We start from the raw sequence: 12,219 nt of genomic DNA, 5'->3' as shown, positions 1-12,219 counted from the left end.
GCCGGGGCCGATTGTCAGTGGTGGGTTCTACGGTTCTTGCATGACCCGAATCCGTTCAGGCATTGGCCTACTCACGCCCGTCGGCACTGGAGTCCTCGCAGACCGGGCGGCTCCTCGGTCTGGAGACCGCCGGTGGCCTCACGCCGCGGGGCACCGAGCCCCACCCCCGGTTCTTCTCCGGGTTCCTCACCTCACCGAGGATCGCCGCGCGCGTTCCGCTTCGATCTGGAGATGGGCAGTGCCTCGACACAGGGCCGGCCGCTGCGGGAACCGACCGACTGGACGCGACGCGTCCTGATGGCGAGCGAGGAACGCCCGGTCATCCAGCAGGAGTTCCCCCGTTCCTTTCACTGGCTCGGCCATCCGCATTCACCGGACCACCGCGTTTGTCACCACTGGGGCGACCACTCGGGTACGTGGCTCGCCACGCTGCCCGAGGACGGCGAAACACTGGCCGCGTGGCTGCTGCCGACCACAGCGACCTGCGCGACGGACGAATTGCGCGGCACGACCGAACCGTTGCCCGGGCTCGTCGAACTCGGCGGGCCGGCCGCCCCCGAGGCCATCCATTTGTCCGTGGCATACGGACTGGGGGCCCGCCATCCGGAGGACCGGTTGTCGGCGGTGGACGCCCTGCTGATGCTCGCGACCCAAGGCCGGCTGGACGCGGCATCGGTCGGCCAGGACCTGGCAGTCCTCCTCGACCACAAGCTGGTGAAGCCCAACCGGCTCGCGGACTCCGCCCGTACCGCGGCCGCCACGGGCGCATACCGGATGGTGCTCTCCGTACTGGCCCCCGTGCTGCCGGGGCTGCTCGCTCAGGAGAAGGCGCCTCGCGGGCTGAGCAACCTGGTCTCCGTGGCCGCCGAGTGCGTGGAGCACTGTGGTCCGCTGAGCTCGGAGCCGATACCCGGCCTCACCGAAGTGGCCGCGCGTGGCGGATCCTCGCAGCTGGTACGTCAAGCGATGCGCCTGAAGACGGCCTGGGAGCAGGCAGCCGAACCGGCAGGCTCCGGACCGATGACCTTCGCGCCGACGGGTCAGGACCGTCGGACTCCGGACCGACAGAAATCGGCGTGACCGGTGCGGCCGGTGTGACCAGCATGACCGGCGTGACCGGTGCGGCCAGCGTGGCTGGTGCGGCCCGGCGTGACCGCGCGGCCAGGCGAGGCGAGGCCGGCGAGGACACCGTGGCGTAACCCGCAGGGTCCTGCCCGGGTCCGATGGGTCGCGCCCGAACCGGACCGGGTCGGACCGGGTCGGACCAGCGCCGTCCCGACCGATGACTACCGTCCGGGCGCGATGCTTCTCGAAGCGGGCCCGGACGGAAGCTGCCGTAACCCCCGCCGCACGCCCCCGGCCCCACCCCCGCCGCACGGCCCCGGCCAGCAGGACCCCTTACCGGTCGATCCGCAATTGATCAAGACAATAATCCGCCAAAACCGACGATAGAGGACCAGATCCACACTTAACCCATCAGTCACAAAGCGTTCGTGGTCAGGCAACACCGCTCCGTCACAGTGCTGGCATGACTGATGTGACATCCGCCAAGTCCGCCCGCCGCTCCCACCACTGGCGGCGGGACGTGACCGAACTCGCCGCGCTGTTCACCGCGGTCGCGGTGGCCGACGCGATCGCCAACCTGATCGGACACCAGCCGGACGGACCGTATCTCTTGATCGCCTCCGCCGTGGCCCTGGCCGTGACAGCCGCTTTCCACACCTGGTGGGCGCGGCGGCACAGCCACGCTCCGCCTCCGACCGCCGTCGACCCCATCACGGACAGCGACAGCGACGGCGCGGCCCCGTCCCACCGCACCACCCCCGCCGCGAACACGCTCGTGACCGCACCCACCGCCGCGGGCCGGGCCCGGTTCCCCGAGGACACGGTGCTGTGGCGGATGCGTACCACCGTGCGGGACGCCCCGGGCAGTCTGGCCGAGCTGTGCACGGCACTGGCCCAGCACCGGATCGACATCCTCACCCTGCAGACGCACCCGCTGGCGCAGGGCACCGTCGACGAGTTTCTGCTGCGTGCGCCCTCATCCCTTCAGGCCCAGCAGCTGAGCCGGACGATCTCCGCCGCGGGGGGTGGCTCGACGTGGATCGAGCGGGCCGACGCGCACGACCTGGTGGACGCTCCGACCCGCGTCCTGGGCCTCGCCACGCGCACGGCCCTGGACGCGGCCGAACTCCCCCTCGCTCTGCGTCAGCTGCTGGGCCGCTGCACCATCCACTCGCTGCCCGCAGTCTCGATCACCGGCCGCTCCACCGGTGAGACGGCGCCCGTCGAGGGCGTGCTGGAGGAGACGGTGATGCGGCTGCGCGACCCGTCCGGAGGCGTCATCACCGTCGAGCGGCCCTACCTTCCGTTCACGCCGACCGAATTCGCCCGAGCCCGCGCCCTGGTCGAACTGGATGCCCGGCTCGGTCCCCGCGTACCGCGCGGCGAGCACGTACTGACCCTCCCCGAGGGCAACGAGATCACCGTGCGCCGGGTGGATCGCAGCGATCTCGAAGCAGCGCGCGCCATGCACGACCGCTGCTCCGAGCAGACGCTGCGGCTGCGCTATCACGGCCCTGTCCACGACGCGGACCGCTACCTCGACAACCTGCTGAGTCCCCGGTTCGGCCGCACCCTGGCCGTGGAGACGGCCTCTGGCCGACTGGTCGCCCTCGGCCATCTCCTCTGGGACGGCGACGAGACCGAGGTGGCTCTCCTGGTGGAGGACGAGTGGCAGCGCCGCGGGATCGGCTCCGAGCTCCTCGGCCGTCTGGTGGCGCTCGCCATCGAGGCGGGCTGCGAGAGCGTGTACGCCGTCACCCAGGCGTCCAACATCGGCATGGCCGCGGCCATGCGGGCGCTGTCCCTGCCGCTGGACTACCAGATCGAGGAGGGCACGCTCGTCGTCACCGCCCGACTGGACGCGGCCCCGGTCCGTTCGCTGCCACCGTACGAACAGGCTGGTCGCTGACCTCCCGACGCGGGAATTCCGGCCCGAGGCATCCAAACCCGAGGTTTACGAACCCCGAGGCCTCCAAACCCGGCGCCTGCGAACCCCGGGCCATCGATCCGAAGATCTCCGGACCCGGGACCACCGAACCCGAAATCTCCGTCCGAAGGCCCCGGTCCCGGAACCGGACCCGCCCCTCAGAGCCCGCTTCCGCAATCCCCGTCCCTTACGGCTCGCCCACGGATACGTCTCGTCCCGTCAGCTCAGTGCCTGGCACAGGTCGGCCCACAGGTCCTCGACGTCCTCCAGCCCGACCGACATGCGCAGCAGCCGGTCCCCGACGCCGGATGCCTGCCGGTCCCCCTCGTCCACGATGCGGTGGCTGATGGAGGCCGGATGCTGGATCAGGGTGTCGACACTTCCGAGGCTGACCGCGGGTGTGATGAGCCGTACGGCCGAAATCACCTGGTGTGGATCCCCGTACACCTCGAACGAGACCATCGCCCCGCCCAGCTTCGGATAGTGCACCCGGGCGATGCGTGGATCGACCGTCAGTCTGCGCGACAGTTCGGCGGCGCTGGCGGAAGCGGCCCGTACCCGCACCGGAAGTGTGGCGAGGCCGCGCAGCAGCAGATACCCCGCCATGGGGTGCAGCACCCCGCCGGTGGCGAAGCGCACCTGCCGCAGCCGGGCCGCGAACTCCTCGTCACAGGCGACGACGCCGCCCATCACATCGCCGTGCCCACCGAGGTACTTGGTCGCGCTGTGCAGCACGATCCGTGCGCCGTGCTCGACGGGCCGCTGCAGTACGGGGGTGGCGAAAGTGTTGTCGACGAGCAGCGGCACGGAGCCGCAGGAGTGCGCGACGGCACGGATGTCGGCCTCGGCAAGTGTCGGATTGGCGGGCGTCTCCACCATCACCAGCCCGGTGTCCGGACGGATCGCCTCCGCGATGCCCGCCGGGTCGGTCCAGGTCACTTCGGTGCCCAGCAGACCGGCGCCGAGAAGGTGGTCGCTACAGCCGTAGAGCGGACGGACGGCTACCACGTGGCGCAGCCCCATGCTCGCCCGGACCAGCAGGACAGCGGTGAGCGCCGCCATTCCGCTGGCGAACGACACGGCGCTCTCGGTGCCTTCGAGTCGTGCGAGCGCGGTCTCGAAACGGGTGGTCGTCGGATTGTCCAGTCGCGCGTAGACGGGCGGGCCCTCAAGTCTGGCGCCGGTGGCGGCGAAGGTGTCGATCCGCTCGGCCTCACCCCTGGAGTCGTACGAGGGGTACGTGGTGGACAGGTCGATCGGCGGGGCGTGCAGGCCGAGCGCCGCGAGATCGTCGCGGCCCGCGTGCACGGCTTCGGTGGCCAGCGCCCTGGACCGGGATGTCGTCCGGGGCGCCGTCGAGGCTTCTGTGTCCATGACACCACTCTGAACAAACATCGGGCCTTCATGCGCATGTCCCGTGCTACGTTCGACAGATGGCCGATTCCGTCGTTCTGGACCCGGTGGATCTGCACATTCTGCGGCTGCTGCAGAACGATGCCCGGACCACTTACCGCGAGCTGGCCGCCGAGGTCGGTGTCGCACCGTCGACCTGTCTGGACCGGGTGGCCAGGCTGCGCCGCTCCGGCGTCATTCTCGGCCACCAACTCCGTCTGGACCCGGCGCGGCTCGGCCGCGGCCTGGAGGCGCTGCTCTCCGTGCAGGTCCGTCCGCACCGCAGAGAGCTCATCGGGCCGTTCGTCGAACGCATCAGGTCGCTGCCCGAGTCCCGCGCGCTCTTCCATCTGACCGGGCCGGACGACTACCTGGTCCATGTCGCGGTCACCGACACCGCGGATCTGCAGCGACTGGTGCTGGACGAATTCACCTCGCGCCGCGAAGTGGCCCGGGTCGAGACCCGCCTGATATTTCAGCAGTGGGAGTGCGGACCGCTGCTGCCACCGACCGTCGGACCGGCCGGGACAGGCCCCTGAGTCAGGATGATGGTGACGCGGAGGCCTCCGCCGTACGAGGATGTCCGCATGTCAGACATTCCCAGCAGCGCGCTGCCCCGCCAAGTCGCCGACGCCTACGTCGACGCGTTCATCGAACTCGACCCGATCGCCGGCACCTATCTCGGTGTCGCGGAGAGCTCGCGCCGCCTTCCCGACTTCTCCCCCTCGGGGCAGGAAGCAGTGGCCGAACTCGCCCGCGCCACCCTGGCGAAGCTCGACGCCGCCGAGCGGCTGCCCGGCGCGGACAGCGATGCCGAGCGTCGCTGCGGACGCCTCCTGCGCGAGCGCCTCACGGCGGAACTCGCCGTCCACGAAGCCGACGAGGGGCTGCGCGCGGTCTCCAACATCTCCTCCCCGGCGCACAGCGTCCGTGAGGTGTTCACGGTGACGCCCACCGAGACCGACGAGGACTGGGCGGCGGTCGTGGACAGGCTGCGCGCCGTTCCGGCCGCGCTGGAGGGCTACCGCGAGTCGCTCGCGCTCGGTCTGGAACGCCGGCTGTACGGCGGGCCGCGGGCCACCGCCACCTTCATCGACCAGCTCGACGAGTGGGCCGCCACCGACGGAACGGGTTTCTTCCAGGCGTTCGCGGCCGCCGGCCCTGCCGCGCTGCGTACCGATCTGGACGACGGCGCCCGGCGGGCCACCGAGTCCGTCGCGGCACTGCGCGACTGGATGCGCGAGGTGTACGCCCCCGCGGTCGAGGGCGCACCGGACACGGTGGGCCGTGAGCGGTACGCACGCTGGTCGCGCTACTTCAACGGCACCGACCTGGATCTCGACGAGGCGTACGCGTACGGCTGGTCCGAGTACCACCGGCTGCTCGCCGAGATGAGGACCGAGGCCGAGAAGGTCCTGCCCGGCGCCGGTCCCTGGGAGGCGCTGGCCCATCTCGATGTGCACGGCAAGCACATCGAGGGTGTCGACGAGGTCCAGGCCTGGCTGCAAGGCCTGATGGACGAGGCGATCGAGGCGCTCGACGGCACGCACTTCGAACTCGCCGAAAGGGTACGGAAGGTGGAGTCCCGCATCGCCCCGCCGGGCGGCGCCGCGGCCCCCTACTACACCGGGCCGTCCGAGGACTTCTCACGTCCCGGCCGCACCTGGCTGCCCACCATGGGGGAGACCCGCTTCCCGGTCTACGACCTGGTCTCCACCTGGTATCACGAAGGCGTGCCGGGCCATCACCTGCAGATCGCCCAGTGGACTCATGTCGCCGACAGCCTCTCCCGCTACCAGGCGTCGATCGGCGGCGTCAGCGCCAACCTGGAAGGCTGGGCGCTGTACGCGGAGCGGCTCATGGACGAGCTGGGCTTCCTGCCGGACGCCGAGCGCCGGCTCGGCTATCTGGACGCGCAGATGATGCGGGCCTGCCGGGTGATCGTGGACATCGGCATGCACGCCGCGATGGAGATCCCCGAGGACTCCCCCTTCCACCCCGGTGAGAGGTGGACTCCCGAGCTGGCCCAGGAGTTCTTCGGCAACCACAGCGGCCGTCCGGCCGACTTCGTGGAGAGCGAGCTCACCCGCTATCTCTCGATGCCGGGGCAGGCCATCGGCTACAAGCTGGGCGAACGCGCCTGGCTGCTCGGGCGGGAGAACGCCCGCAAGGCACACGGTGACGCGTTCGACGCCAAGGCCTGGCACATGGCCGCGCTGTCGCAGGGGCCGCTCGGGCTCGACGACCTCGTGGACGAACTGTCCAGGCTCTGACTCCGCTCCCGCCCCTTCCCGGCCCCTCCCGCACGCGCGTCCCCCCGCCATGGAACGCCCGGACGGGAGCGGGCGGGAGGGGGCACTTCCCCGGTCCGGCCGGTCAGCAGCCGCAGTCGCCGGAGTCGACCGGTGCGGTGAGCGGGTCGGCGTCACGCCGCGCATGCCCGTCCCAGGTCTCGAACTCGAAGCCCTCCCGGACCCAGTACTCGAAGCCGCCGAGCATCTCCTTGACCTGGTAGCCGAGTTCGGCGAGGGCGAGCGCGGCACGCGCCGCGCCGTTGCAGCCGGGTCCCCAGCAGTAGGTGACCACGGGCACGGCCGGGTCGAGAAGGTTCCGGGCCTGTGCCGGGATGAGGGCGGTCGGCAGATGGACGGCGCCGGGGACGTGCCCCTGGTCCCAGGAGGCGGTGGAGCGCGAGTCGAGGAGTGCGAAGCCGGGGTCGCCGTCGGCCGAGAGCGCGGCCTCGACGTCGGAGACATCGGTGTGAAAGGCGAGCGAGGCGCCGAAGTGGGCGGCTGCCGCGGCCGGGGAGGCCGGCGGGACACGGAGGACGGAGTTGGCCGCGGTGGTGGGTTGGGTTGTCATGCTCAGAAATCTATGGTCGGTGCCCTTTCCCTGGAAGACGAGATCCCCGGCACAACTCTTGATCCGCCGGTGATTTCCCTGTTGTCTTCCGGGCATGACCGAGTATTCCCCGGACGCCACGGACTGGCGCATCCTCGATGTCCTGCAACGCGCGGGCCGTGCGACGTTCGCCGAGCTGGCGCGGGAGGTGGCGATGTCCCCGAGCGCCGTGACCGAGCGGGTGCGCAGACTGGAGGAGGCCGGGGTGATCAGCGGCTACACCGCAGTGGTCGACCCGGAGCGGCTGGGGCTGCCGATTCTCGCTCTCGTACGGCTGCGCTACCCGAACGGCCATTACAAGCCGTTCCACGACCTGCTCGGTACGACTCCGGAGATCGTGGAGGCCCACCATGTCACCGGCGACGACTGCTTTGTACTGAAGGTCACCGCCCGCTCGATGCGTCATCTGGAGGAGATCTCGGGGAAGATCGGCGCGCTCGGCTCCGTGACCACGAGCGTCGTCTACTCCTCCCCGCTCCCCCGGCGTGCCGTCAGCCGCTGACCGCCCCCGGTGTGCGGTGCCGTACCGCCGATCCGTGCCGCTCCTTCACCACTTCGAGCTGAGCGGGGATGCGGCGGCGCAGATCCGCGACATGGCTGACGATGCCGACGCTGCGGTCCCGCTCGCGCAGCGAGTCCAGTACGTCGAGCACCTCGTCGAGGGTCTGGTCGTCCAGGCTGCCGAAGCCCTCGTCGATGAACAGGGTGTCCAGCCGTACGCCGCCGGCCTCGTCCGTGACGACATCGGCGAGGCCGAGCGCGAGGGCGAGCGAGGCGAAGAACGTCTCGCCGCCCGAGAGCGTCGCCGTGTCGCGCTCGCGTCCGGTCCAGGCGTCGACGACATGCAGGCCGAGGCCCGATCTGCGGCCGCCGGTGCGGGCGTCGGAGTGGACCAGCGTGTAGCGGCCGGCGGACATCCGCTGCAGCCGTGCGGTGGCGGCCGATGCGACCTGTTCGAGCCGGGCCGCGAGCACGTACGACTCCAGCCGCATCTTGCGTTCGTTGTCCGCGGACGTACCCGCGGTGAGCCCGGCCAGCCGTGCGACCCGGTCGTACTCCTCGCGCAGCGGACCGAGCCCGCGCACCTCGTCGGCGACGGCGCGCGACAGCCTGCCCAGTTCGGCGCAGCGCTCGCGTGCGGCGGCCAGCGTCGCGGAGGCGTCCCGCAGCAGCCTCTCGGCCGTGTCGTACGCGGCCTCGGCGACATCCACCGCGGCCGGGAGGCTCTCCGCGGCGGTACGGGTCGCGGTCTCGGCCAGTCGGTCGGCTACCGCGGCCGACTCGGACTGCCAGGCGTCGACGAGACGCTGGAGTTCGCGTTGCCCGGTATCGGTGAGGAGGTTGGCGGCAGCGGCCTGCGGGGTGGCGAACCCGGCCCGGAACGCGGCGTCCGCGAGCCGGCCGTCGGCCTCCTTGCTTCGCAGTGCGGCCGTCTCCTCCTCGCGTACCGCCCCGGCGGCCTCGGCCAGCAGACCGACCCGGCGCTCCAGCAGGGCGGCATGCTTGGCGACACTGCCGCAGTCACCCCGGGCGTTCACCAACTCCGCCTCCAGCGAAGCCTGTTCACGGTCCAGGCCCTCCCGCAGAGAGGTGCGGGCCGCAGCCCGGCGCTCGGCCAGCCGCAGACCCTCAAGACGCTCGGCCTGTTCCCGCTCGGCGACCGCGAGGGCCTCACGCGCCGCGTGCATACCGGCCGCCGTCCGGTGCGCGTCGGCATGCCGGCGTGTCAGATCGTCGACGAGGGTGCCGAGCTCGACGACCGTGGGGTCGATGGCGGGCTCGGCGGCCGAACCCGGAGGGGGCTGCTCACAACGGCCCGCACCGTCGTCCATCGCCTCGGCTCCGGCCACCGCCCCGGACGCGGCCGAACCGGCAGCGGCAATCCTGGCGGGTTCTGCGACGTCGGCGCCGTCCCTGGGCTGCGGCACCACGGACTGTGCGGCGGCGCGGGCCGTCATGTGCTTCTCGCGTACGACCCCCAGCTCCCGGTCCGCCTCCGTGCGCGCCTCTTCGGCCCGCCGGTAGGCGTCCAGCGCCCTCTCCTCGGTCGCCCGGTCGACATGGCCGTCGGCCGCGCGTGCGGGCCTGGGGTGCTCGGCCGAGCCGCAGACCTTGCAGTCCTCGCCGTCCACCAGCTCGGCGGCCAGCTCCGCCGCGATGTCGCGCAGTCGTCGTTCGCGCAGCTCCAGCCACGACTCGTGGGCGCCTGCGGCCCGCTCACGGGCCACGGCAAGCCGCTCGGCGGCGGCCGACGCCTCGACGGCGAGCGCGTCGCGGCGGCGGGCGGCGTCCAGCCGTGCGCGGGCCGGCTCCAGGCGGCCGGCGAGGTGTTCGGCGCGGGTCGCCGCCTCCTGGGCCTCCTCGATGCGGGCCCGCAGGTCGTACCGGATGGATTCCCAGTCGGCCAGCCGGCCCTTCGCCTCGTGGATCAGTTCGTCGTCCGCGCGGGCCTGGCGCTCCAGTCCGGCCCGCTCGGCATCGATCTCCGCGCCGCGCCGCTCGGCGCGCTGTGCGGCGTCGAGCCCGCCGAGCTCCTGCCGGAGCTTTCGCTCCAGCTCCGCCAGGTGTTCGGCACCGGCGTCGGCCAGCGTGTCGGGCAGCAGCGAACGAGCGCGGTCACGGGCCTCACGGACCGTGCGGTAGGCGCGCTCGGCCTCGTCCCGCAGCTCCAGCGCGGGGGCCACGAGGTCGGCTGCGCGGGCCTGCGCGAGCCGGTCCCGGTGCCGGTCGTGGTCAGGGCGGCCGGCTTCGAGTGCGGTGGCGCGGCGCCGCGTCTCCTCGTACCGCCGCTGGAGGCCGGCGAGTTCGCGTTCAGCGTCGAGGGCCAGTCGGGCGGCCGTCCGCCGGTCGTCGGCCGTGGTCAGCACGGCCGCGGCGATGTCGAGCCGTTCCCGGGCGGCGCTACGGGCCGTGGCGGCCCACGCCAGCACGCCGTCGGCCAGCCCCGGTTCGCCGGGCTGGATGTCGGGCAGCGGCGATTCACGCGCGGCCGGACCGGCGGCCTGGGCGATCCGCTGGGCAACCGCGAGAACGCGTTCGTCCCCGGCCCGCACCTGTGCTTCGGCAGTGCGGCGCAGTTCGGTCAGGCGCTCCTCGACGGCGGCGAAACGGCGGGTGTCGAAGAGCCTGCCGAGCAGTTTGCCGCGCGCCTCGGCATCGGCACGCAGAAAGCGCGCGAAGTCGCCCTGCGGGAGCAGGACCACCTGGCAGAACTGGTCCCGGCTCATGCCGATGAGCTGGGTGATCTCCTCGCCGATCTCCTGGTGCGAGCGGCTCAGCTGCCGCCAGCCGTCGTCGGGGTCGTATGCGCGGAGCCAGCTCTGGGCCTTCTCCGTCGTGAAGCCGCTGCCCTTCTTCTTGGGGCGGGGCTGTGCGGGGCGCCGGGTGACTTCGAGGCGCCGTCCGCCGACGGTCAGTTCCAGCTTGACCTCGGTGGGGAGGTCCGCGGGGGCGTGGTCGCTGCGCAGCGAGGTGCCGGGGCTCTGGCGGGCGCCGGGCACCGCGCCGTACAGGCCGTAACAGACGGCGTCCAGGACCGAGGTCTTGCCGGCTCCGGTCGGCCCGTGCAGCAGAAAGATCCCGGCCGAGGAGAGGGCGTCGAAGTCGATGTCCTGGGTGACACCGAACGGTCCGAAGGCGGTGAGGGTGAGCCGGTGGAGTCTCAACGGTTCACCTCGCGCACGCCGTCGTCCACCCGTACGTGGTCGAACGCGCCGCGCAGTACCGCGCGCTCCTGCTCATCCGCTGCGGACCCGCCCCGCACATGCGCCACGAAGTCCTCCGCGATCTGCTGGTCGTCGCGCCCCTTGAGGCGCTGTGCGTACGAGGCGAGCGGGTCGTCGGGGGCCCGGTCGGGTTCGAAGACGAGGCTGAGTGTGTGCGGGAACCGCTCGACGAGGCGGGCCATCGGCTCGACCGGACGCACCGGGTCGGTGAGGGTGGCCTCCACCCAGGATTCCCGGTGCCGTTCCAGCGCGGGGTCGTCGACGAGGGTGTCGAGGCGGCCCCTGAGCCTGGCGAGCGGACGGGGCACCGGACAGTCGATGCGCTCGGCGGCGATCGTGCCCGAGGCGTCGAGGTCGATCAGCCACATCGTCTTGCGGTGGGCGACCTCGGAGAAGGAGTACGCCAGCGGCGAGCCCGAGTAGCGGACCCGGTCGGTGACCGTCTGGCAGCCGTGCAGGTGTCCGAGTGCGACGTAGTCGACGCCGTCGAAGACTCCGGCGGGCACGGCGGCCACCCCGCCGACGGTGATGTCGCGTTCGCTGTCGCTGGGCTCGCCGCCCGCGACGAAGGCATGGGCGAGCACCACGGACCGGGTGGTGTCGGGGCGGCTCGCGAGGTCGGCGCGGACCCGGTCCATGGCGGCGGTCAGCACCGCCTCGTGCCCGGCACGCTCCGCCTTGAAGACGTCCTTCACCAGGGCCGGTTCCAGGTACGGCAGCCCGTAGAACGCCACATCGCCGTGGGCGTCGGGCAGGACGACAGGGGTGGCGCAGTGGGCGGGGTCGGTACGCAGATGGATTCCGGCCCGCCCGATCAGCCCCGCGCCGACGCCCAGCCTGCGTGCCGAGTCGTGGTTCCCGGAGATCATCACGGTGGGCACACCGGCGGCGGCGAGCCGGTGCAGCGCGTCGTCGAAGAGCTCGACCGCGGACAGCGGAGGGACGGCCCTGTCGTACACATCACCCGCGACGAGGACCACGTCCACCTCGTGCGCGCGCACCGCCGCCACGAGATGGTCCAGGTAGGCGGCCTGGGCTTCGAGCAGGGAGACCCGGTGGAACGACCGCCCCAGGTGCCAGTCCGACGTGTGCAGAATCCTCAAGAGCCGGCTCCGGCCTGCATTGTTCTCTTCCTCCACCCCCGGGGCCCGGGTCTGTCGCGCCGTGCTCGGTCCGTCCGGCGCGGACCTCGTTGTCCGCATCGGCCAC

General features: G+C 71.9%; 9 protein-coding genes and 1 pseudogene. 6 read left to right on the top strand and 4 right to left on the bottom strand.

What is annotated here, in order from left to right; all coding sequences use genetic code 11:
- Positions 1-62: 62 nt before the first annotated feature.
- From ACZ68L_RS27865 to ACZ68L_RS27855, 3 genes and pseudogenes are all read left to right on the top strand, one after another.
- Positions 63-233 (top strand): annotated as a pseudogene (locus ACZ68L_RS27865) (SWIM zinc finger family protein); the annotation flags it as partial.
- Positions 232-1,080, top strand: a complete 849-nt coding sequence (locus ACZ68L_RS27860) for a hypothetical protein (RefSeq protein ID WP_469581776.1) — start codon at positions 232-234, stop codon at positions 1,078-1,080. The pseudogene ACZ68L_RS27865 and the gene ACZ68L_RS27860, both read left to right, overlap by 2 nt.
- Positions 1,081-1,537: 457 nt before the next feature.
- On the top strand, positions 1,538-2,974 hold the full coding sequence (locus tag ACZ68L_RS27855; RefSeq protein WP_469581902.1) for a GNAT family N-acetyltransferase: 1,437 nt from the start codon (positions 1,538-1,540) through the stop codon (positions 2,972-2,974).
- A 237-nt stretch (positions 2,975-3,211) separates the two neighbouring features.
- Here ACZ68L_RS27855 and ACZ68L_RS27850 read toward each other — a convergent pair whose 3' ends face one another.
- Positions 3,212-4,366: a trans-sulfuration enzyme family protein gene (locus tag ACZ68L_RS27850; protein ID WP_469581773.1), complete on the bottom strand. Its 1,155-nt coding sequence runs from the start codon at positions 4,364-4,366 to the stop codon at positions 3,212-3,214.
- Between the two features lie 59 nt (positions 4,367-4,425).
- Here ACZ68L_RS27850 and ACZ68L_RS27845 point away from each other — a divergent pair, with 59 nt between their 5' ends.
- Positions 4,426-4,923, top strand: a complete 498-nt coding sequence (locus tag ACZ68L_RS27845; RefSeq protein WP_469581771.1) for an Lrp/AsnC family transcriptional regulator — start codon at positions 4,426-4,428, stop codon at positions 4,921-4,923.
- Positions 4,924-4,971: 48 nt separating this feature from the next.
- Positions 4,972-6,657 carry a DUF885 domain-containing protein gene (locus tag ACZ68L_RS27840; RefSeq protein WP_469581768.1) on the top strand — a complete coding sequence of 562 codons (1,686 nt, stop codon included), beginning with the start codon at positions 4,972-4,974 and terminating at the stop codon, positions 6,655-6,657.
- A 103-nt stretch (positions 6,658-6,760) separates the two neighbouring features.
- Here the strand turns inward: ACZ68L_RS27840 and ACZ68L_RS27835 are convergent, their stop codons facing one another.
- Positions 6,761-7,246: a rhodanese-like domain-containing protein gene (locus ACZ68L_RS27835; protein ID WP_469581765.1), complete on the bottom strand. Its 486-nt coding sequence runs from the start codon at positions 7,244-7,246 to the stop codon at positions 6,761-6,763.
- A gap of 94 nt (positions 7,247-7,340) precedes the next feature.
- Between ACZ68L_RS27835 and ACZ68L_RS27830 the strand changes: the two genes are divergently transcribed.
- Positions 7,341-7,787, top strand: a complete 447-nt coding sequence (locus tag ACZ68L_RS27830) for an Lrp/AsnC family transcriptional regulator (protein ID WP_469581762.1) — start codon at positions 7,341-7,343, stop codon at positions 7,785-7,787.
- Here ACZ68L_RS27830 and ACZ68L_RS27825 read toward each other — a convergent pair.
- On the bottom strand, positions 7,777-10,950 hold the full coding sequence (locus ACZ68L_RS27825; protein ID WP_469581760.1) for an AAA family ATPase: 3,174 nt from the start codon (positions 10,948-10,950) through the stop codon (positions 7,777-7,779). The two genes, ACZ68L_RS27830 and ACZ68L_RS27825, sit on opposite strands and share 11 nt — an antisense overlap.
- On the bottom strand, positions 10,947-12,113 hold the full coding sequence (locus ACZ68L_RS27820) for an exonuclease SbcCD subunit D (protein WP_469581758.1): 1,167 nt from the start codon (positions 12,111-12,113) through the stop codon (positions 10,947-10,949). Before ACZ68L_RS27820 ends, ACZ68L_RS27825 begins: the two co-directional genes overlap by 4 nt.
- Between the last annotated feature and the right edge of the window lie 106 nt (positions 12,114-12,219).

The sequence above is a fragment of the Streptomyces sp. NPDC104309 genome (assembly GCF_055584025.1).
The sequence above is the reverse complement of the archived record's forward strand: the minus strand, read 5'-3'. Positions and strand labels throughout refer to the sequence as shown.

Bases quoted from the DNA above. Each gene is read 5' to 3' on its own strand.
- ACZ68L_RS27835 (WP_469581765.1), bottom strand. From the start codon at position 7,246: ATGACAACCCAACCCACCACCGCGGCCAACTCCGTCCTCCGTGTCCCG.
- ACZ68L_RS27845 (WP_469581771.1), top strand. From the start codon at position 4,426: ATGGCCGATTCCGTCGTTCTGGACCCGGTGGATCTGCACATTCTGCGG.
- ACZ68L_RS27830 (WP_469581762.1), top strand. From the start codon at position 7,341: ATGACCGAGTATTCCCCGGACGCCACGGACTGGCGCATCCTCGATGTC.
- ACZ68L_RS27840 (WP_469581768.1), top strand. From the start codon at position 4,972: ATGTCAGACATTCCCAGCAGCGCGCTGCCCCGCCAAGTCGCCGACGCC.
- ACZ68L_RS27850 (WP_469581773.1), bottom strand. From the start codon at position 4,366: ATGGACACAGAAGCCTCGACGGCGCCCCGGACGACATCCCGGTCCAGG.
- ACZ68L_RS27860 (WP_469581776.1), top strand. From the start codon at position 232: ATGGGCAGTGCCTCGACACAGGGCCGGCCGCTGCGGGAACCGACCGAC.